Source organism: Mycobacterium kyogaense, from assembly GCF_003254575.1.
Taxonomy (GTDB): Bacteria; Actinomycetota; Actinomycetes; order Mycobacteriales; family Mycobacteriaceae; genus Mycobacterium; species Mycobacterium kyogaense.
This window is the reverse complement of the sequence record NZ_QJUA01000063.1, coordinates 1-20,693: the sequence shown is the minus strand read 5'-3', so window position 1 is coordinate 20,693 and position 20,693 is coordinate 1. Positions and strand designations below refer to the sequence as shown.

At 69.2% G+C, this 20,693-nt stretch carries 19 protein-coding genes and 1 pseudogene; 12 read left to right on the top strand and 8 right to left on the bottom strand.

Annotated elements, in window-relative coordinates; all coding sequences use genetic code 11:
* Positions 1-205 precede the first annotated feature (205 nt).
* A complete protein-coding gene (locus tag DMB80_RS26080; RefSeq protein ID WP_111512490.1) occupies positions 206-1,009 on the top strand; it encodes an alpha/beta fold hydrolase in 804 nt (267 codons plus the stop codon).
* On the opposite strand, the gene satS is transcribed toward DMB80_RS26080, so the two are convergent.
* Complete coding sequence (gene satS / locus DMB80_RS26075) at positions 989-2,239, bottom strand: protein export chaperone SatS (RefSeq protein WP_111512489.1); 1,251 nt, start codon at positions 2,237-2,239, stop codon at positions 989-991. The genes DMB80_RS26080 and satS overlap by 21 nt on opposite strands.
* Positions 2,240-2,320: 81 nt before the next feature.
* Between satS and DMB80_RS26070 the strand changes: the two genes are divergently transcribed.
* Positions 2,321-4,147, top strand: a complete 1,827-nt coding sequence (locus tag DMB80_RS26070; protein WP_111512488.1) for an AMP-dependent synthetase/ligase — start codon at positions 2,321-2,323, stop codon at positions 4,145-4,147.
* Here DMB80_RS26070 and DMB80_RS26065 read toward each other — a convergent pair.
* Positions 4,138-4,476 (bottom strand): hypothetical protein, encoded by a 339-nt coding sequence (locus DMB80_RS26065; RefSeq protein ID WP_240431398.1) that lies wholly within the window; start codon positions 4,474-4,476, stop codon positions 4,138-4,140. The two genes, DMB80_RS26070 and DMB80_RS26065, sit on opposite strands and share 10 nt — an antisense overlap.
* A 611-nt stretch (positions 4,477-5,087) precedes the next feature.
* On the opposite strand from DMB80_RS26065, the gene DMB80_RS26060 reads away from it, so the two are divergent.
* Entirely contained in the window at positions 5,088-5,963 is an 876-nt protein-coding gene (locus tag DMB80_RS26060; RefSeq protein ID WP_240431400.1) for an LLM class F420-dependent oxidoreductase, read from the top strand.
* Between the two features lie 5 nt (positions 5,964-5,968).
* Here DMB80_RS26060 and DMB80_RS26055 read toward each other — a convergent pair whose 3' ends face one another.
* Entirely contained in the window at positions 5,969-7,066 is a 1,098-nt protein-coding gene (locus tag DMB80_RS26055) for a C40 family peptidase (protein ID WP_111512486.1), read from the bottom strand.
* Positions 7,063-7,365, bottom strand: coding sequence for a type VII secretion target (locus DMB80_RS26050; RefSeq protein ID WP_111512485.1), 303 nt, complete (start codon positions 7,363-7,365; stop codon positions 7,063-7,065). The genes DMB80_RS26055 and DMB80_RS26050 overlap by 4 nt, the downstream gene beginning before the upstream one ends.
* A gap of 52 nt (positions 7,366-7,417) precedes the next feature.
* Here DMB80_RS26050 and upp point away from each other — a divergent pair, with 52 nt between their 5' ends.
* Positions 7,418-8,041, top strand: coding sequence for a uracil phosphoribosyltransferase (upp, locus tag DMB80_RS26045; protein ID WP_111512484.1), 624 nt, complete (start codon positions 7,418-7,420; stop codon positions 8,039-8,041).
* Here upp and DMB80_RS26040 read toward each other — a convergent pair.
* Together DMB80_RS26040 and DMB80_RS26035 are read right to left on the bottom strand one after the other, a co-directional pair.
* Positions 8,023-9,639 (bottom strand): phospho-sugar mutase, encoded by a 1,617-nt coding sequence (locus DMB80_RS26040; RefSeq protein WP_240431397.1) that lies wholly within the window; start codon positions 9,637-9,639, stop codon positions 8,023-8,025. The two genes, upp and DMB80_RS26040, sit on opposite strands and share 19 nt — an antisense overlap.
* The gene (locus tag DMB80_RS26035) at positions 9,640-10,083 is read right to left on the bottom strand and encodes a MarR family winged helix-turn-helix transcriptional regulator (protein ID WP_111512483.1); all 444 of its coding nucleotides are present in this window, start codon (positions 10,081-10,083) and stop codon (positions 9,640-9,642) included.
* A gap of 90 nt (positions 10,084-10,173) precedes the next feature.
* Between DMB80_RS26035 and DMB80_RS26030 the strand changes: the two genes are divergently transcribed.
* Positions 10,174-11,301, top strand: a complete 1,128-nt coding sequence (locus DMB80_RS26030; RefSeq protein ID WP_111512482.1) for an AbrB family transcriptional regulator — start codon at positions 10,174-10,176, stop codon at positions 11,299-11,301.
* On the opposite strand, the gene DMB80_RS26025 is transcribed toward DMB80_RS26030, so the two are convergent.
* Positions 11,247-12,041: a purine-nucleoside phosphorylase gene (locus DMB80_RS26025; RefSeq protein ID WP_111512481.1), complete on the bottom strand. Its 795-nt coding sequence runs from the start codon at positions 12,039-12,041 to the stop codon at positions 11,247-11,249. The two genes, DMB80_RS26030 and DMB80_RS26025, sit on opposite strands and share 55 nt — an antisense overlap.
* Positions 12,042-12,088: 47 nt before the next feature.
* On the opposite strand from DMB80_RS26025, the gene DMB80_RS26020 reads away from it, so the two are divergent.
* The 3 genes from DMB80_RS26020 (at position 12,089) to DMB80_RS26010 (ending at position 15,468) form a co-directional block, all read left to right on the top strand.
* On the top strand, positions 12,089-13,267 hold the full coding sequence (locus DMB80_RS26020) for a M20 family metallopeptidase (protein ID WP_111512480.1): 1,179 nt from the start codon (positions 12,089-12,091) through the stop codon (positions 13,265-13,267).
* On the top strand, positions 13,264-14,427 hold the full coding sequence (locus tag DMB80_RS26015) for an amidohydrolase (protein WP_111512479.1): 1,164 nt from the start codon (positions 13,264-13,266) through the stop codon (positions 14,425-14,427). The genes DMB80_RS26020 and DMB80_RS26015 overlap by 4 nt, the downstream gene beginning before the upstream one ends.
* A 153-nt stretch (positions 14,428-14,580) precedes the next feature.
* Complete coding sequence (locus tag DMB80_RS26010; protein WP_111512478.1) at positions 14,581-15,468, top strand: PDDEXK family nuclease; 888 nt, start codon at positions 14,581-14,583, stop codon at positions 15,466-15,468.
* A gap of 65 nt (positions 15,469-15,533) precedes the next feature.
* Here the strand turns inward: DMB80_RS26010 and DMB80_RS26005 are convergent, their stop codons facing one another.
* The gene (locus DMB80_RS26005; protein WP_046366355.1) at positions 15,534-16,013 is read right to left on the bottom strand and encodes a gamma-glutamylcyclotransferase family protein; all 480 of its coding nucleotides are present in this window, start codon (positions 16,011-16,013) and stop codon (positions 15,534-15,536) included.
* Positions 16,014-16,054: 41 nt separating this feature from the next.
* Here DMB80_RS26005 and DMB80_RS26000 point away from each other — a divergent pair, with 41 nt between their 5' ends.
* The 4 genes and pseudogenes from DMB80_RS26000 to DMB80_RS28735 all read left to right on the top strand — a co-directional run.
* Positions 16,055-17,470: an NAD(P)H-quinone dehydrogenase gene (locus DMB80_RS26000; RefSeq protein ID WP_111512477.1), complete on the top strand. Its 1,416-nt coding sequence runs from the start codon at positions 16,055-16,057 to the stop codon at positions 17,468-17,470.
* Between the two features lie 48 nt (positions 17,471-17,518).
* A complete protein-coding gene (glpD, locus tag DMB80_RS25995) occupies positions 17,519-19,243 on the top strand; it encodes a glycerol-3-phosphate dehydrogenase (protein WP_240431396.1) in 1,725 nt (574 codons plus the stop codon).
* On the top strand, positions 19,240-20,097 hold the full coding sequence (locus DMB80_RS25990; RefSeq protein WP_111512475.1) for a pseudouridine synthase: 858 nt from the start codon (positions 19,240-19,242) through the stop codon (positions 20,095-20,097). Before glpD ends, DMB80_RS25990 begins: the two co-directional genes overlap by 4 nt.
* Positions 20,098-20,512: 415 nt before the next feature.
* A pseudogene (locus tag DMB80_RS28735) lies at positions 20,513-20,693 on the top strand (RNA-binding protein); the annotation flags it as partial.

The window sequence follows — 20,693 nt, the reverse complement described above, 5'->3', positions numbered from 1 at the left end:
GGGCAGCCGCCATCCGGATATCCATCGCCGTCACCTTCTGGGCCATGAACCATGCTGGTCCAGCCCTACTCAGGTGTCAGCGATGTCCCGAGACATACAACTGTCAGCGATGTCCCCGAACAGAACACGTCGCTCACCGACGGCTATCACGCCGAAATCGCACCCTCAGCGATGATTTGAGCGCGCGTGCGGAGTCGAATCCACCATGAGCACCCATGAGCTGACAGTCCCCGGCGCCGTCCTGCACTACGAACTCCGTGGCAGCGGACCGCTGCTGGTCCTGGTCGGGTCGCCGATGGGGGCCGGCGAATTCCAGCAGCTCGCCGACGCCATGGCCGACGACCACACCGTCATCACCCTCGACCCGCGCGGATACGGCGACAGCACGATCGACGACGCCGATCAGCCGTCGACCGTCGACCTGCGCGCTCGAGACGTCATCGCGATCCTCGACGACAGGGGAGCGGACACCGCCGACGTGTTCGGTTCCAGCGGCGGGGCCGTCACGGGGCTGGCACTGATGACGGGGTGGCCGCAGCGCGTGAGGACGCTCGTCGCCCACGAGCCGCCGCTGATCGAGATGCTCGATGATGCCGAGACCCGCCGCGCCGACACCGAGCGTGTGATCGAGACCTTCCACGCCGACGGCGTCCACGCCGCGTGGCGCGCCTTCATGGTCAACGCAGGGTTCGAGCCGCCCGAGGGCGGCGGCGATGCCCCGCCGCCGAGTGACGAGGAGCGGCGCCACGCGGCCCGGTTCTTCGACCACGACCTGCGGGCCACCACCGGATACCGGCCCGACATCGCGGCCTTGCGCGCGGCACCGGGGCGGATCGTCGTCGGGATCGGCGCCGACTCGGCGCCGTTGCTCACCTCCGCGACGTCCTCGGCGCTCGCCGATGCGCTCGGCGTCGGCGCACAGACCTTCCCCGGCGGGCACGTCGGCTTCCTCACCGATCCGGCGGCGTTCGCGGAGGTACTGCGGACGTCACTCCGAGCGCAGGCGTGACTCCACGAAGCGCTCCAGCGACTCCCATTGCGTGACCGCCTCGGCGTACGGCGCGTTCGGCCGCGACACCGAACCCGGCTCCAGCGAGTAGGCGATCAGGCGGCCCAGCGCCGTGTCCTTGTCGAGCTTGGCCGCGACGCTGGTGTCCTCGGCGTAGTCGGCGATGTCACGCAGCAGCTCGACGACCAGCTCGAGCTGATCGTGGTCGAGCGCGTCGGGCCCTTCGGCGAGATCGTCGACGATCCCCGACAGCACGTAGATGTTGTCGTCGGTCACCTCGACGCGCAGCGAGCCGTCGGTGGCCGCGGTGCGGATGTCGTCGTAGGTCGCCAGATCGGACAGGTCGTGGTCGTGTTCGTCGGCGAGGTAGCGAGCCAGTGACCGCTCCGATCCGAACACGCTGATGCGGCCGTTGCGGCCCAGGAAGATCGGCCGATCGTCGAGGTAGCAGCGCAGCGTGAAGAAGGTGCCGCCGCTGGTCATGATCCGGACCGGATCGATGCCGACCCGCGCCCAGAAGTCCTCGTCGCTGCCCAGCACCTTGTCCTCGGCCGCGGCGGCGAGCTCGTCGGCTTCCTCTTCCGTGTCGACGATGTCGTCGATGACGACGTCGTCCTCTTCGGGCTCCGGTGCCGGCCCGTCGAGTTCCGCCTGTGCCTTCTCGACCGCCGCGCTGTCGACCTCGGGCTTGGTGATGATCTCGTCGATCGACTCGATGACCGCATCCCAGCCCCGGTTGATGATCTTCTCGATCTCGGCCCAGCGCTTGCGCCCGGCCCGGCCCGCGTACGCCTCGGCGCCGCCGCCGACGGTGCCCAGGATCGGGTTGCCGTTGAAGAACTTCGTCACCGCGGGCAGTTCGCACACCGACCCGATCGACGACACGACCGACAGGGCGCGGTGCAGGGTGCGCACGCTGTCTTCGGTCGGCTTGTTCGACAGGATCTCCTCGAACCCGGCGAGGTCGTAGGTGTGCTCCTCGTCGGGAACCAGCGTGTGCGCGTTCGCGGTGGTCAGCTTCTCCCACGCCGGGTGATCGTTCAGGTCGTTGTCGGCGTTGGTCCGCACGAACGCCGCCAGGTCAGCCACGGAATCGAGCACGTAGAGGTCCTCGTCCTTACCGAGGAACGCCTCCCACTCGTCCCCGTCGGCGCGCCACCGCGGTGCCCACAGCGTGTACACGTCGCCCTTGGTCAAGCTCAGCCCGATCGGCACGATGTCTGCAGCCATGCGGCACAGCCTAACGACACGCCCTGCAGCGGTGGCTTTGTCCTCTATGGGACCGCCAGGTCTCGTATCTATGTTCAGCACGTGGTGAGGCCGGGCTCCGCCGTCATCGGCACGATCGACGACCACGCGTCGTCCGTCGCGGTGCTGTTTCGTGAGCGCGTCGCCGCAACTGAAGAGGCCGTCGCATTTCGGTTCCGGGACAGCGGCGGCTGGGCGAGCGTCACCTGGCAACAGGTGGCTCGGCGGGTCGATGCCATCGCCGCCGGTCTGATCGCGGTGGGCATCGCCCCCGGGGACAGGGTGGGGCTGGCGTCGTCCACGCGCTACGAGTGGGTGCTGCTCGATTTCGCGGTGCTGTGCGCCGGCGCCGCCACGACCACCCTGTATCCGACGACCCACGCCCGTGACGTCGCGTTCATCCTGGCCGATTCCGGGAGCCGCGTCGTCGTCGCCGAGGATCAAGCGCAAGTCGACAAGGTGCTCGCCCACCGTGGGGATCTGCCCGACCTGCAGAACATCGTCGTCATCGATGGTCGGGGCGACGGTGATGTCGTGATCACTCTCGACGAACTCGAGTCGCTCGGCAGGCAGTTGCTCTCGACCTCGCGCGACATCGTGGAGCGTCGCATCGAGGCCATCCGCCCTGACCATCTGGCCAGCATCATCTACACCTCGGGGACCACCGGCCGGCCCAAGGGCGTGCGACTACCGCACCGGGCCTGGACGTACACCGCCGCGGCCATCGACGCGCTGGGAATCGTGCACGCCGATGACCTCCACTTCCTGTGGTTGCCGCTGGCTCACGCGTTCGGCAAGGTGACGCTCGCGCTGTCGGCGGTGGTCGGGTTCCCGACGGCCATCGACGGTCGGGTCGACAGGATCGTGGACAACCTGGCGGATCTGCATCCGACGTTCATGGCCGCCGCACCGCGCATCTTCGAGAAGGCGCACGCGCGGATTCAGAACATGATGGTCGAGGAAGGTGGCGTCAAGAAACGCATCTTCGACTGGGCCGTGCAGGTCGGCATCCGGGCGTCGCACGTCAGGGAAAGCGGCCGGGCGCTGCCGCCCCTGCTGGCGGTGCAGCATGCCGTCGCCGACCGGTTGGTGTTCTCGACCATCAGGGCACGGTTCGGCGGGCGGTTGCGGTTCTTCGTCTCCGCCGCCGCGCCGCTGGACTGCGACATCGCGCGCTGGTTCGACGCGATCGGCATCATCGTGCTCGAGGGGTATGGACTGACCGAGACGGCCGCCGCGTCGGTCATCAACCGTCCTGACGCCTACCGGTTCGGCACTGTCGGGTTGCCGTTCCCCGGTACCGAGATCAGGATCGCCGACGACGGGGAGATCCTGGTGCGCAGCCCGGGTGTCATGACCGGCTATCACAACTTGCCCGCCGCCACGGCCGAGGCGCTGGACGCGGACGGTTGGTTCTCCACGGGTGACATCGGCACCGTCGACGTCGACGGCTTCCTGCGCATCACCGACCGCAAGAAGGACCTCTTCAAGACCTCGCAGGGCAAGTACGTCGCGCCGTCGGCGATCGCGGCGGCGTTCAAAGCGGTCTGCCCATACGCCAGCGAGATGATCGTCTACGGCGAAGGGCGGCCGTACTGTGTGGCGCTGGTGAGTTTGGACAGCGAGGCGATCACGGAGTGGGCGGCACGCAATGACCTGGCGGACGCGTCATTCGCCGGGATCGCGCAGCACGAGGCGACGCGGGAGTTGATCGGCGGCTATGTCGAGACGCTCAACGAGCAGTTGAATCGCTGGGAGCAGATCAAGCGATTCGCGATTTTGGATCGCGAATTGTCAGTCGCTGCAGGTGATCTCACTCCCAGCCTGAAGGCCAAGCGGAACGTCATCGTGAAGACGTTCGCCGACGCCCTCGCCGAACTCTACGACTGATCTGTCTCGTCGGATCTGCGGAGCGATCGGTCCGCGCTGCGGACGACGCTGCGCAGGAACTTGTACTGCGTGGTGACCAATCGGTCTGCCATGTCCAAGGCGGCGTCGATCACGGTCTCCCGCCGCGAGTGATGGTCCCCTTTCGGAGGGAACGCTTCATCGACGGTGTCGACGAACGTGCGCACTGCGTCGATGGCGGCGCGCTGGCCGGCCTCGACCGATGTGAGCACCTCGTCCGAGAGTCCGGCCGCACGCTCCACCACCGTGTGGGCGGTGCCCACGGCGGGGTCGCGCCGCTCTGCGGTGGCCTTCTCGGTGGTGTTGGTCATCACACGCTCCTGGGTCGAATTCATTGTGCCCATTGAGAATCCACTCGAACGATCGTCACAACTAGGGTCTTTGGACATCCCGTCGGACGTACCATCGGCGCGTCGAGTGGAGTGACGCATGGGCGAGAAGACGTCGGTGGTCGAGAGGTGGGACGCGAACCTGACCCGACGCGTCGTCGATGCGACGCGTCCGTTCGTCAAGGCCTATTTCCGGTCTGAAGTCATGGGATTGGAGAACATCCCGACCGGGCCCGCCCCTGCTGGTGGCCAATCACTCGGGCGGTCTGGTGACCGTCGACCTGTCCGTGTTCGCGGTCGACTACTACCGCACGTGGGGATACGACCGGCCGCTCTACGTGCTGGCGCACGACAACTTCTTTCGGGGGCCGGTGGGCGGCTTCTTCGAGCGCACCGGTGTCATCCGGGCCACGGCAGCACATGCGGCCGAGGCCCTTGGCGCCGGCGGACTGGTTCTGGTGTTCCCCGGCGGGGACTACGACGTGTACCGACCCACGCGACGGGAGGGTCACGGAGTCGCCGGCCTCGGGTCGTTAGCGGATCGCAACCGGATCGACGCTGGGAGCAGTGGTCGGCGCTGCCAGGATGGGCGGGTGGTCAGCCTCGGATTGCACGGTCTGGGCATCGGCGCGGGAGCGTCCCGACCTGTGATCGACGCCGTCGCTGCCGCTGCCGAACGATCCGGCTTCGCCACCTTGTGGATCGGCGAGCACGTCGTCATGGTCGACGAGCCGTCATCGCGATACCCCTACAGTGCCGACGGCCGGATCGCGATCCCGCCGGACGCCGACTGGCTCGACCCCTTCATCGCACTGAGCTTCGCCGCGGCCGCCACCAACCGGATCGGGTTGGCGACAGGCGTGTTGCTGCTGCCGGAGCACAACCCGGTCATCACGGCCAAGAGCGCGGCCTCGCTGGACCGCCTGTCCGGTGGTCGACGGCTCTCTCTGGGCGTCGGCGTGGGGTGGTCGAAGGATGAGTTCGAGGCGTTGGGGGTGCCGTTCGAGCGCCGCGCCCAGCGCACCGAGGAGTATGTCGCAGCGATGCGCACGTTGTGGCGAGACGACGTGGCCACTTTCACCGGTGAGTTCGTGTCCTTCGAGGGCGTGCGCGTGAACCCGAAGCCGTACCGGCGCACGATCCCGGTGATCTGTGGTGGGAACTCCGACAGTGCTTTGCAACGTGTGGCTGAGTGGGGGGACGGCTGGTACGGGTTCGATCTCGCCGACGTCGAGGAGGTCGCCGAGCGGGTCTCCGTGCTGCGGCGTATGTGCCGCCGCGTGGGCCGAGACTTCGGTGACGTGAAATTGTCCGTTTCCCTGAAAGAGTCGAGGCCGGAGGATCTGGTCGCGTTGGCCGACATCGGCATCGACGAACTCGTCGTGGTGGCGGCCCCGCCCGACGACCCGATCGTCGCTGAGAGCTGGGTCGACGATCTGGCTCGCCAGTACGTGGGTGCGTTGCGGTAGGCCGCCTATGCCGTCGGCCGCCAGAACCCCTGAAAGCCCTGACCGGCGTTCGACGTCCTGATCGGGGAGAGCTTCACGGGGTCGCCCGCCTCGATCATGGTGCCGTCTCCGACGATCATCGCGACATGACCGTCCCAGACCGCGAGATCTCCGGGCATCAGGGAGCCCGGCGCCACTGCGCGGCCGACGTCCTGCTCCTGGGCCAGCCGCGGAAGATCCAGCCCCGCTTGGTGATACGCCCACTGCGTCAGACCGCTGCAGTCCAGGCCCTGCCCCGGCGTGGTGCCGCCCCACTGATACGGGACGCCGAGCTGGGTCAGCGCATGGCGGACGGCGCTGGCTGCCACCGCGTTGGGCGCCATCACCACCGTGCCGTCGGGCAGGCGTATCGCCACCCCCTCGCCGAAACTCGCCGCCTCAGGGGTGTCCATCGGCGTCTCGGCCGCGGTGAAAGCCGCAGGCGCAGCGCTGGGGCCGCCGCCCATGCCGCCGCCCGAGAAGCCGCCCGGAAAGCCCCCGCCTGAACCGCCGTACCCGCCTCCGGACAGTCCGCCCGAGCCGGCGCCGGGCCAGCCCGCCGTATGGGTGGCCGCGGGCGGCGGCCTGGTCTCGACCGCAGTGGCGTGCCGATCGAGCTCGGCGAGAAGCTCCTCGACCACGGCGATCGCCCGGCCCAACGCATCGCGCGCCTCGGTGAGCAACTGCTTGGCCACCCCGGGTTCGTCGAGCCGCGGCTCGAGCGCGGCCGCCTTCGCCTCGAACTCCTCGACGATGTCGGCGAGTCGGCGGTGGGCAGCCGCCACGGCCCCGGCGGCGTCGCGCGCGACCGAGCCCAATCGCCCGGCCCGCTCCGCGGCGCTATCGATCGCCGCGGTCGTCGTCGCCGCGAACTCCGCCGCGGCGTCCGCACCCGAGCCCGACCAGTCCGCATCCGCCTCACGCCACGCCTGCGACGCGGCGTCGGCCACGTCGGTCAGGGTGTCGCGGACTCCGCTCAACACCGCCGCCGGGTCGCCGGCCGGTTCCCCCGACCAGCCCGGCCCCACGAGCGCCTGCACCCGGCGCAGCGGCGCCGCGAGGGCGCTGACCAGCCCGCTGGTCATCCGAGTGGTATCCGGCGCGCAGCATCGGCGTCTGCCGCGTCGTAGGACTGCGCGACCGCGCCGGCGGCGGCGTGGGCACCCGCGAGCGCTGCGCCGAGAACGGTGAGTGCGCCCGCGTCCTCCTCCGCTGCCCGGTGCAGGGCGGCGAGGAAGCGCGCGCCGACCGGCCCGTAGTCGGCGGCGCCGCTGGCTGCGCCGGTGAGGTGCGCGGCAGCGCCGTGCAGCAGGGCGGCATGCGCGTCGGAGGTGCGGCCATAGGCGCGGACGGCGTGGGTGTCGACGGACAGACGAGCGAACACAGACAGTTAGACGCCGGGAAAGCTCACCCGGTTCCCATTAAGGTCCACTCTCATGGATGTGCGCGTTGTCGACCACCCGCTGGCCGCGGCGCGGCTGACCACCCTGCGTGACGAGCGCACCGACAACGCGGCGTTTCGCGCCGCGCTGCGGGACCTGACGCTGATGCTCGTCTACGAGGCGACGCGCGAGTCGCCGGTCGAGACCATCCCGGTGCGGACCCCGATGGCCGAGACGGCCGGTGCGCGGTTGGCCAATCCGCCGCTGCTGGTGCCGGTACTGCGTGCCGGCCTCGGGATGGTCGATCAGGCGCACGCGCTGATCCCCGAGGCCCAGGTCGGCTTCGTCGGGATGGCCCGCGACGAGGAGACCCACCAGCCCACGCCGTACCTGGAGTCGCTCCCCGACGATCTGAGCGCCCGGCCGGTCATCGTGTTGGACCCGATGCTTGCGACGGGCGGCTCGATGGTGCACACGCTCGAACTGCTCTTCGCCAGAGGTGCTGTCGACATCACCGCGCTGTGCGTGGTGTGTGCACCGGAAGGCGTTGCGGCACTGGAGGAAGCGGCGCCGCAGATCAAGCTGTTCACCGCCAGCATCGACGCAGGCCTCAACGACGTCGCCTATATCGTGCCTGGCCTGGGCGATGCCGGCGATCGTCAGTTCGGCCCGCGCTGAGTCAGTTCGCGGACCTGCTCGGCGAGCGTGACCTGCAGCTGCGCGGCCCGGGTCCGCGCCGTCTCGAGGTCACCGTCGCACCGAACTTCGAGGTAGCACTTGAGTTTCGGTTCGGTGCCGGAGGGGCGGATCACGACGCGGACCGACGTCGCAGTGTCACCGCCTGTGCACACCAGCGCGTCGGTGCGCGGCGCGAGGTCGATGGTCTCGACGGGGTAGGAGGCCAACCGCTGTGGTGGTCGAGACCGGATCTCTGCCATCAGTTCTGCTGCTGCAGAAGGTGATCCGATGCGACGGGTGATGGCCGTGGTGGTGTGCACGCCGTGGCGGCGCGCCAGCTCGTCGAGGGCGTCGGTCACGGACAGTCCGCGCGCCCGCAGGGCGGCCACCATGTCGCAGGCCAGCACCGCGGCGCTGATGCCGTCTTTGTCGCGCACCGCAGCCGGATCCACGCAGTGGCCGATCGCCTCCTCGTAGGCGTACAGCAGCGTCGCATCGAGCCCCTCGTCGGCGCGGGCGAGCCATTTGAAGCCGGTCAGCGTCTCGACGTGGTGCGCGCCGTATCCGGCGGCGATGCGCGCCAGCATCCGCGACGACACCACGGTGCTGGCCACGACCGCGCTCCCGGCATCTGCGTCGGAGAGTAGGTAATCGCCGAGGAGCCAACCGGTTTCGTCACCCGAGAGCATCCGCCAGCCGCTCGATGTGGGTACGCCGATCGCGCATCGGTCGGCGTCGGGGTCCAGCGCGATCGCGATGTCCGCGTCGATGTCTGCGGCCAGCGACAGCAGGCGATCGGTCGCCCCGGGTTCTTCGGGATTCGGGAAGGCGACGGTGGGAAAGTCCGGATCGGGTGCGAACTGCGCCTCGACGACCGCGACGTCGGAGAGGCCGGCCAGTGCCAGCGCGTCGAGTGCGTAGTCGCCGCCGACGCCGTGCATCGGTGTCAGCGCGACGCGCACCGATCCGCTCGCCCGTCGAACGCTCGACGCCCGTTCCAGGTAGCGGGTGACGAACTCGGTTCCGGACGGAGTGACCTCGCCCCGTGGGATCTCGTCGGCCGGTGGCGCGACAGCGATGGCAGCCTCGATCTCGGTGTCGACGGGGGAGACGATCTGGAGTCCGCCGGCGAAGTAGACCTTGTAGCCGTTGTCGGATGCCGGATTGTGGGATGCGGTGATCTGCACCCCGGCCGCCGCCCCGGTGTGCCGAACCGTGAACGCCACGACGGGTGTCGGCACCGGCGCGAACATCAGTGTCACTGGAAATCCTTGCGCGGCAAGCACTTCTGCTGCCCCGCGCGCGAACTCCGCGGAATGGTGGCGGGCGTCGTAGCCGATGATAACCGGCTCGCCGCCCCGCCCGTGCCGCGTCAGGACGGTGCCCAGGGCCCAGGTCGCACGCAGCACCACGGCCAGGTTCATCCCGTTGGGCCCGGCGCGCATCGGCCCGCGCAGGCCCGCGGTGCCGAATGTCAGTGCGGCGGCGAAGCGCTCGGTCAGGTCCTCGGTGCTGCAGGCGGCCAGTTCCGCGGCTGCGTGAGGATCGGGATCGTGGGCCAGCCACTGCTGGACGGCGGCGAACAGGTCGGACGTCACTTACGTCAGTGTGCCCGCCTCGGCGTCGGCCAGTTTGCGCAGGATGGGGGCGACGAGCATGAGCAGGTCGAACTCGAGGGTGGACAGTCGTTCGCGCATCGTGGTGTGCAGCCACGCGTCGCGCTCGGCGCGGTCGGCGTCCAGCAGGACGGAGCCGTCGGGGGTGATCTCGACGAGTTGGCGTCGGCGGTCGGCGGCGTCGGGCCGGCGCGCGATCAGCGCCCGCGACTCGAGTTCGTTGAGCGAGTCGGTGAGCGATTGCACTTTGACCCCCATGCGCACACCCAGCTCGGCCGGTGTGGTCACTCCAGTGCGGCTGACCTCGCCGAGCAGCTGCATCTGGCTCAACGTCAGCCCGTTGTCGGGCCGGTGCCGCCGCAGTTGCCGCGTCACCGCCATCATCGATTCCCGCAGCTCCGTGGCTGCCGACGCCTCGATACCCATTACCAAGTTATACCTTGCAAAAGTGTCCGAGTCACGCCTCAAAGATCCACGTTGAGATCTTGAATTAGTAAGCGCATACTTGTCATCACGATGACGTGGTGGAAACAGATGCTCAGGTGGACGGTGCTGCTGGCGGCGACGGTGGCGGTCACCGTCCCGCTCACCCTGGTCGGAGTGCCGTCGGCGGCGCTGTTCGCCGCGCTCGTCGTCGGCATCGCGCTGGCGCTGTCCTCGGCCGGCCCGGCCGGGGTGCCCCGTAGGCTCGGCGTCGCCGCCCAGGGCGTGCTCGGCGTCTACATCGGCACGATGGTGCAGCAGGATTCGCTCGGCACCCTCGGCGGTGACTGGCCCGTCGTGGTCGGAGTCGCGGTGGGCACGCTGCTGCTCAGCGTCATTGCCGGAGCCCTGTTGGGACTGCGCCGTGACGTGACCCCGCTGACCGGCTCGCTGGCCCTCGTCGCCGGTGGCGCGTCGGGCCTCGTCGCCATCGCGCGCGAACTGGGTGGTGACGATCGCGTCGTCGCGGTCGTGCAGTACCTGCGCGTCGGGCTGGTCACCGCGTCGATGCCGGTCGTGGTCACGCTGATCTACCACGCCGACAAGTCCCGCGCCGACGCCGGCGCCGGGGTCTCCGCCGACCAGGCGCCGTGGTACCTGAGCCTGGCGATTCTCGTCGTGTTGGTGATCGCCGGTGCAACCGTCGGGCGGCTCATCCGGTTGCCCGGCGCCGGCCTGCTCGGTCCGTTGGCTCTGACGGTCGCTCTGGAGGTCAGCGGGTTCTCGTTCGGTCTGTCGGTGCCGATGGTGCTGGTGCAGGCCGGCTACATGCTCATCGGTTGGCAGGCGGGCCTGGCGTTCACCCGTTCGTCGTTGCGTGCGGTCGGTCGGCTGCTGCCTGCGGCGATCGCGTTGATCGTTGCGATCGGCGTGGCGACCGCCGGCTCGGGTGTGCTGCTGGCCCACCTCACCGGGTTGACGCCGCTGGAGGGCTATCTCGCGACCAGCCCCGGCGGGGTCTACGCGGTGTTGGCGACCGCCGTCGAGACCGGGTCGAACGTGACCTTCGTGATCGCCGCCCAGGTCGTGCGGATTCTGCTGATGCTGTTCGCAGCCCCGCTGATGGCCCGCGGTGTGGTGTGGGCGAGCCGGCGTCTCGGCGGCGATCAGAGCCGGGAGATCACCGCCGAGAGCAGAGAACCCATCCGCGTCGCGGACTGACGGCCGGCCTCGAGTACCTCGTCGTGGCTCAGCGGCTGCCCGGTCATGCCGGCGGCCAGGTTGGTCACCAGCGACACCCCGAGCACTGCGGCGCCTGCCGCGCGCGCGGCGATGGTCTCGTGCACCGTCGACATCCCGACCAGGTCCGCGCCCAGCGTGCGCAGCATCCGGATCTCGGCCGGAGTCTCGTAGTGCGGTCCGGGCAGGCCCGCGTAGACGCCCTCGGCCAGGGTCGGGTCGATGTCACGGGCCAGCGCGCGCAGGCGGGGCGCATAGGCGTCGACGAGATCGACGAACTGCGCGCCGACCAGCGGCGAGCGCGCGGTCAGGTTGAGGTGGTCGCTGATCAGCACCGGCTGACCCACGCTGAACTCGGGGCGCAGCCCGCCCGCCGCGTTGGTCAGGATGACGGTGTGTGCGCCTGCGGCGCATGCCGTGCGGACCGGGTGCACGACGTGGCGGAGATCGTGTCCCTCGTAGGCGTGGATCCGGCCGAGCAGCACCAGCACCCGGTGCGTGCCGACGTGGAGTGAGAAGACCTGGCCGCCGTGGCCCTGTGCGGTGGGCGGGGTGAACCCGGGGAGTTCGGCCATCGGGACGACGGCGGTGGGTTCGCCGAGTTGCTCGGCGGCCGGCGCCCACCCCGAGCCGAGTACGACGGCGACGTCGTGGTGTTCGATGCCGGTGCGCTGCGCCACAGCGTGCGCAGCGTGCTGTGCGACCGCCCCGGCATCCTCCACGACCGGCAGCTTAGTGCGGGTGTCGCAGCAGTGAGATACTTGCCCGCATGCCCACCGCCGCCGCCACGTCCGTCGCCGACGTGATCGCCAGCCGCCGGCAGGACTTGGTGGAGCTCTCACATCAGATCCACGCCGAACCCGAGCTGGCGTTTGCCGAGCACCGCAGCTGCGCCAAGACCCAGGCCTTGGTCGTCGAGCGCGGTTTCGAGCTGACGACAGCGGTCGCGGGACTCGACACCGCGTTCCGCGCGGTGTACGGCAGCGGTGACCTCGTCGTCGGGGTCTGCGCCGAGTACGACGCGCTGCCCGGCATCGGGCACGCCTGCGGGCACAACATCATCGCGGCGTCGGCGGTCGGTACCGCGCTGGCCCTGGCGGAGGTCGCTGACGAGCTCGGCATGACGGTCGTGCTGCTGGGCACTCCCGCCGAGGAATCCGGCGGAGGCAAGGCGCTGATGCTCGACGCCGGGGCGTTCGACGACATCGCTGCGACGGTCATGCTGCACCCCGGTCCGATCGACATCGCCGCGGCGCGCTCGTTGGCGCTCTCCGAGGTCGTGGTGCGCTACACCGGGCGGGAGTCGCACGCCGCGGTCGCGCCGTATCTCGGCGTCAACGCCGCCGACGCGGTGACCGTCGCCCAGGTGGCGATCGGCCTGTTGCGTCAGCAGCTGGCGCCGGGCCAGATGTGTCACGGCATCGTCACCGACGGCGGCCAGGCGGCCAATGTCATTCCGGCCCACGCCGAGATGGCCTACACGATGCGCGCAACGAACTCGGAGTCGTTGCGGGAGTTGGAGACTCGCATGGCAGGCTGCTTCGCTGCAGGTGCGGTGGCCACCGGCTGCTCGCACGAGGTGCGCGAGCCGGCTCCCGGGTACGCCGAGCTGAAACCGGATCGCTGGTTGTCGTCGGTGATCCGCGCCGAGATGCTGCGGTTGGGCCGCACCCCGGTTCCCGAGGAGGTCGAGGCGTCAGTGCCGTTGGGTAGCACGGACATGGGCAACGTCACGCAGGTGATGCCCGGTATCCACCCAGTCGTCGGGATCGATGCCGGTGGCGCGTCGATCCACCAGCCGGATTTCGCGGCGGCAGCGGCGGGGCCGAGCGCCGACTCCGCGGTGATCGACGGTGCGATCATGTTGGCGCGCACGGTCGTTGCGCTGGCCACCGATGCCGGTGAGCGTGACCGGGTGCTCGATCTGCAGCATCGGAGGGCCGCATGAGCGTGTTGGCGCACGCCGCGGCGCGCTTCCTGTCGGCCCGCTACGACGATCTGGTGACGTGGCGGCGGCACCTGCACATGCATCCGGAGCTGGGTCGCCAGGAGTTCGCGACGACACAGTTCGTCGCATCGATCCTGGCCGATGCCGGGCTGAACCCGAAGGTACTGCCCGGCGGCACCGGTTTGACGTGCGATTTCGGTCCCGACGACGGTCCGCGGGTGGCGCTGCGTGCCGACATGGACGCTCTGCCGATGACCGAGCGCACCGACGCGCCGTATGCGTCGCTGGTGCCCGGTGTCGCGCACGCGTGCGGTCACGACGCGCACACGGTGGTGCTGCTGGGTGCGGCGTTGGCCATGGCGTCGGCACCGGAGCTGCCGGTGGGGGTGCGGTTGGTCTTCCAGGCTGCCGAGGAGCTGATGCCCGGCGGCGCGATCGACGCGATCGCGGCGGGTGCGCTGAACGGGGTCTCGAGAATCTACGCACTGCACTGTGATCCGCACCTGGAGGTCGGCAAGGTCGCGGTCAAGCCGGGCCCCATCACCTCGGCGGCCGATCAGCTCGAGGTGGTGCTGCATTCGCCGGGTGGGCACACGTCGCGCCCGCATCTGACGGGCGATCTGGTCTACGGCATCGGCACGCTCATCACCGGTCTGCCGGGAGTGCTGTCGCGGCGCATCGATCCACGCAACAGCACCGTCATGGTGTGGGGGGCGGTCAACGCGGGTGTGGCCGCCAACGCGATCCCGCAGACCGGCACGCTGGCAGGGACCATCCGCACCGCGAGCCGCGAAACCTGGGTCGGTATGGAAGACATTGTCACCGAGACCATTTCGGCTCTGCTGGCGCCGCTGGGCATCGAGCATGTGGTGAACTATCGTCGCGGCGTGCCGCCGGTGGTGAACGAAGAGGTGTCCACGCGCATCCTCACCCACGCGATCGAGGCCATCGGGCCCGATGTGCTCGCCGACACCAGGCAATCCGGTGGCGGAGAGGACTTCTCCTGGTATCTGGAGGAGGTGCCGGGTGCGATGGCGCGGCTCGGGGTGTGGAGCGGTCAGGGCCCGCAGCTGGATCTGCACCAGCCGACGTTCGACCTCGACGAGCGTGCCCTCGGTGTCGGGGTGCGACTGCTGACCAACATCATCGCCAACTCCTAGTTCGGCGAGCGTGCGCGTCTGTACGTCGACTCGCCGCATCAGCTGGCAGTCCGCGCGCGCTCGCGGCGCGCGAGCTGTGCACAACTGCCCGTCCATCCCCAGAATGCCTCGCGACCCTGGTGCACCATCCGAGCCCGCACCCAGCATGTCCGCATGGACGAGCATCTCTTCGCGCTCCTTGGAGCCCAGGGCGGCGTGGCGACCAGCGCCCAGATTCTGCAGCACCTCACGCGTCGGCGCTTCGAGAAGCTCATCAATACTGGTGTGCTGGAGCGCCTTTGGCAGGGAATCTACTGCATCGGCGAGCCCACTGATCCGCTCCGGCTCCGGGGGCTCGATCTATCGTGCGGGCGCCCGGTGGCCGTCTGCCTCGCCACCGCGGCCGCGATGTTCGGTTTCGACACCGAACAACCGGCCGAACTCCATGTGCTCGACCCGCCGGGGTGCGGGCTGCGTGACGCCGAGGGGCTGATCGTGCATCGCCGCGACGGCGCACCGCTGGTGAGGGTTGATGGTCGCCGTGCGACGTCGCCGGCTTGGACGGCGGTCGAGGTCGCGCGCGGCCTGAGGCGTCCAAGGGCGCTCGCCACGCTCGACGCCGCGCTGCGCAGCGGCACCTGCACTCGCGCCGACATGTGGCGTGCCGCGATCGAGCAGAAGGGCCGGCGCGGCATCGTGGCGGTGCGCGATCTGCTGGCGCTGGCGGACTCTCGAGCGGAGTCGCCGATGGAGAGCGAGGCGCGGCTGGCGATGCTCGACGGGGGACTGCCGGTGCCGGAGTTGCAGTACGAGATCGTCGACGGCAACGGGGATCTGCGCCGTCTGGACTTCGCCTGGCCCGGATGCAAGCTCGCCGCGGAGTACGACGGCGTCGCATGGCATTCGGGGCCCGAGGCGATGATCGATGACCGACGGCGTGCCAACGCGCTCGCTGATGTCGACTGGACTGTGGTGCCGATCGTGTTCGACGACGTGCGCTACCGACAACGCGACATGATCACCCGAATCGAACGGCACCTCCTGCGCGCTCGTGCGGCGTGAGCGCGCGCACAATGCCATCGAACGCGGCGTGTCGGCGCACAAACCCGCAGTCTCGCCGAAGAAAACTAGCCCCCGGGGCCCGGGCCGATGTTGCTCGACGGGCGGGTGCGCAGATCGTAGACGTATTCGGCTGGTGCGCCCGCTATTTCGGCCGCCTCGGCCATCACGCCGAGATAGCGTGCCGACGGGATGCCGCCCTCCCAGGCGTCCACCACGTACAGCCACGCCAGCGCCGGGTCGGTGGAGGTGTCCGATGAGGTGCGTTCCACCCGGCAGCGGATCTTCTTGTGGATGCCGAGCTCCGAACCCTCCCAGCGGTCGAGGTTCTCCTCGTCCTCTTTGGTCACGTCGTAGAGCACCACGAAGACCTTGGAGTCGGGATCCTCGACGATCGTGGCGAGGGCGCCTTCCCATCCGATGTCCTCGCCACCGAAGGTGAGCCGCCACCCGTGCAGCCAGCCGGTACCCGCCATCGGCGAATGAGGAGCCCGCTGCAACATCTGCTCGGGATGCATGTTCGATCCATAGGCGGCGTAGAGCGGCACGCGAGAAGCTTAAACGTATCTGTGTGCAATAGGTTGGTGGCGTGGTAACGCGGATCGTGATCATCGGCGGTGGACCGGCAGGCTATGAGGCGGCATTGGTCGCGGCGGGTCGTGGCCGCGACGTCGCCCAGGTGACGGTCGTCGACTCCGACGGCATCGGCGGCGGCTGCGTGCTCTACGACTGCGTGCCGTCGAAGACGCTGATCGCGTCGACGGGCGTGCGCACCGAGTTGCGCCGCGCGCAGGGGCTGGGCTTCGACCTCAGCATCGACGACGCGACCATCTCACTGCACGACATCAACAACCGCGTGAAGACGCTGGCCGCCTCTCAGTCGGCCGACATCGGCAGTCAGCTGCTCAATCAGGGTGTGACGATCATCGGTGGCCGCGGCGAGCTGGTAGACGACATCGCCGGCATGGCCCACCACCGCGTGAAGGTCACCACACCCGACGGCAAGGTCGGCGTGCTCAAGGCCGACATCGTGCTGATCGCCACCGGCGCCAGCCCCCGGGTCCTGCCGAACGCGGTGCCCGACGGCGACCGGATCCTGACGTGGCGGCAGGTCTACGACCTCGAAGAGCTGCCTGAACATCTCGTCATCGTCGGCTCCGGAGTGACCGGCGCGGAGTTCTGCAACGCCTACACCGAGCTCGGCGTCACGGTCACCGTCGTCGCGAGCCGCGACCAGATCCTGCCCCACGAGGATTCCGACGCCGCGGCGGTGCTGGAAGAGGTGTTCAACGAGCGCGGCGTGACTCTGGTCAAGAACGCACGTGCGGAGTCGGTGACGCGCACTGAGAAGGGGGTGCGGGTCGCGATCGCCGACGGGCGAGTCGTCGAGGGCAGCCACGCGTTGATGACGGTCGGTTCGGTGCCCAACACCGCAGGACTGGGTCTGGACCGTATCGGCGTCGAGCTGAAGCCGGGCGGCTACATTCCCGTCGACCGGGTCTCGCGCACGCCGGCGCCGGGGGTCTACGCCGCGGGGGACTGCACGGGATTGCTGCCGCTGGCGTCGGTCGCGGCGATGCAGGGTCGGATCGCGATGTACCACGCGCTGGGCGAAGGGGTGTCTCCGATCCGGTTGCGGACGGTCGCGTCGGCGACGTTCACCCGTCCCGAGATCGCCGCGGTGGGCATCCCGCAGTCCGCGATCGACGACGGCAGCGTGCCCGCCCGCACCCTGACGCTCCCGTTGAGCACGAATGCCCGCGCGAAGATGTCCCTGCTGCGGCACGGTTTCGTCAAGATCTTCTGCCGGCCGGCCACGGGGGTCGTCATCGGTGGCGTGGTGGTCGCGCCGATCGCCTCGGAGCTGATCCTGCCGATCGCGCTGGCTGTGCAGAACCGGATCTCGGTGACCGACCTGGCGCAGACGCTGTCGGTGTATCCGTCGCTGTCGGGTTCCATCGTCGAGGCGGCGCGGCGGTTGATGGCACACGACGATCTGGACTGATCCCACGTACCCTGGACTCCGTACTGACCGGTAACAAGGAAGGTGCACGTGAGCAACCAGGTGGACGATCTCGGCCCTGACCAGCGTGCCCAGGCGTGGCAGCAACTCGGCAGCGAGCAGTTCGACGTCGTGGTGATCGGCGGGGGAGTCGTGGGCGCGGGCGCTGCGCTGGACGCCGCGACGCGAGGACTGAAGGTGGCGCTCGTCGAGGCCCGCGATTTCGCGTCGGGCACCTCCAGCCGCAGCAGCAAGATGTTCCACGGCGGGCTGCGCTACCTCGAGCAGCTGGAGTTCGGTCTGGTGCGGGAGGCGCTGCACGAACGGGAGTTGTCGCTGACGACGCTGGCGCCGCATCTGGTCAAGCCGCTGCCGTTCCTGTTCCCGTTGACCAACCGCTGGTGGGAGCGGCCCTACATCGCGGCCGGCATCTTCCTCTACGACAGCCTGGGTGGCGCGAAATCCGTTCCGGCCCAAAAGCATCTGACCAGGGCCGGGGCGCTGCGGCTGTCGCCGGGGCTCAAGCGCAGTGCACTGATCGGTGGAATCCGCTACTACGACACCGTCGTCGACGATGCGCGGCACACGATGATGGTGGCGCGCACCGCCGCGCACTACGGGGCGGTGGTGCGGACGTCGACGCAGGTGGTCGCGTTGCGACGGGAGGGGGACCGGGTCACCGGTGTCCGGGTGCGTGACTCCGAGGACGGTTCGGTCACCGATGTCCGCGCTCACGTCGTGGTCAACGCGACGGGGGTGTGGACCGACGAGATCCAGGCGCTGTCCAAGCAGCGCGGCCGGTTCCGCGTGCGGGCGTCCAAGGGTGTGCACATCGTGGTGCCGCGGGACCGCGTCGTCAGCGAGGTCGCGATCATCCTGCGCACCGAGAAGTCCGTACTGTTCGTCATTCCGTGGGGCACGCACTGGATCATCGGCACCACCGACACCGACTGGAACCTCGACCTGGCGCACCCGGCGGCCACCAAGGCCGACATCGACTACATCCTCGGCACCGTCAACACGGTGCTGGCCACCCCGTTGACTCACGACGACATCGACGGCGTGTATGCCGGGCTGCGCCCGCTGCTCGCCGGGGAGAGCGAAGAGACCTCGAAGCTGTCGCGCGAACACGCGGTCGCGGTGCCGTCACCGGGTCTGGTCGCGATCGCCGGCGGCAAGTACACCACCTACCGGGTGATGGCCGAGGACGCCATCGACGCCGCGGCGGAGTTCGTGCCCACCCGGGTGGCGAAGTCCATCACCGAGAAGGTGCCGCTGATGGGTGCCGACGGCTACTTCGCGCTGGTGAACCAAACGCAGAGTGTGGGAAAGCGATACGGCCTGCATCCGTACCGGGTCCGGCATCTGCTCGACCGGTACGGCTCACTGATCGACGAGGTGCTGTCGATGGCCGACGGCAAGCCCGAGCTGCTCGAGCCGATCACCGATGCCCCGGTGTACCTCAAGGTGGAGGCCGCCTACGCCGCAGCCGCGGAAGGGGCTCTGCACCTGGAGGACATCCTCGCCCGGCGCATGCGGATCTCCATCGAGTATCCGCACCGCGGGGTGGAGTGCGCTCGCGAGGTCGCCGAAATCGTTGCACCGGTGCTGAATTGGTCAGCCGAGGACATCGACCGCGAGGTCGAGACGTACCGGGCGCGGGTGGAGGCCGAGGTTCGGTCGCAGACGCAGCCCGATGACGAGTCCGCTGACGCGTTGCGCGCTGCTGCGCCGGAGGCTCGCGCCGAGATCCTCGAGCCGGTCCCGCTGAATTGAGGCGCCCCGCACCGCTTCCCGTGCGCGACGGGCTCGGCCCGGCCCGGGTGCGACTGCGGGGAGGTGCGGTGCTCGTCGAGTTGGCCGACCGGTTCGGCGAAGCGGCGGCGACCAAAGTGCTTGCTGGAGAGGTTTTCTGCGCTGACGGCAGCGTGGTGACGGGGTCGACGGTGCTGCCGCCCGGCGCGCACGTGTTCCTGTATCGGGACCTGCCCGACGAGGTGCCCGTTCCGTTCGACATCCCGATCCTGTTCGCCGATGACAACCTCGTCGTCGCCGACAAGCCGCATTTCCTGGCGACGATGCCGCGCGGCGGGCACGTCGCGCAGACCGCTCTGGTCCGACTGCGCCGGGAGCTGGATCTTCCCGAGCTGAGCCCTGCGCACCGATTGGACCGGCTGACCGCCGGGGTGCTGGTGTTCACCACGCGCCGCGAGGTGCGCGGTGCGTATCAGACGCTGTTCGCGCGGGGAGAGGTCGACAAGACGTACCTGGCGCACGCGCCGGAGACCGACGCCGAGTTGCCGATCACGGTGCGCAGCCGCATCGTCAAGCGGCGCGGCTGTCTGCAGGCGGTGGAGGAACAGGGAGAGCCCAACGCCGAGACGCGCATCGAGCGGGAGGGCGCGCTCTACCGGCTGTCTCCCCGCACGGGCCGTACGCACCAGTTGCGGGTGCACATGGCGTCGCTGGGAGTGCCGATCACCGGGGATCCGCTGTACCCCGAGGTGATCGACGTGGTGCAGGACGACTTCTCGACTCCGCTGCGTCTGCTCGCCCACAGCATCGCGTTCGACGATCCGTTTACGGGACGGCGGCGTCAGTTCACCAGCGAGCGGTCCCTGGAGTCCTAGTGTGCGTCCAGATCGCAACTCCCCTCGAACTGCGATCCGCGGCTGCGATCTGAACGCACACTGTGCGCCGCCGAGTGCGCACCCAGGAAATGTACGACATCGTCAATGAGTTCGCTGGCTGAATACTTGAAAACGATAAAAATCGCTGGACGTGGAGATCTGTGCGAGTTGACCCGCGAATGAGTATTTGCTCGAGAGTGCATTTGACCGCTACGGCAGGCGATCGTGGGGTCACCGTCGCGACGGTGCCCGTGCGCTGTGTCGATGGTCCGTGGCGCTACGCGAACCGGCGATACTGGCAAATCTGGAGGCCGGTGCCGCGCGGGGGGTTGGGCGCGTTCGGCCGCGCGGCAGGGTGGGGACTGCCACAATCGACGCTGGCCCGCGGGGGTTCATCGGACTGGGAGGAGCGTGCGTGCGCATCGGTTGGCTTGTGGCGACGGCGGTGACGGTGGGTGTCGGCCCTCTGCTGGTGCCGGCCGCGCCCGCGCAGGCGATCTGCGGCTCGGTGAGCGGCAGGATCGTCGACGTCACGGGGTGCTCGGACCCGCTGTGGGAACTCAACGGCGTGCTGACGCCGCCGCCCCCTCCGCCTC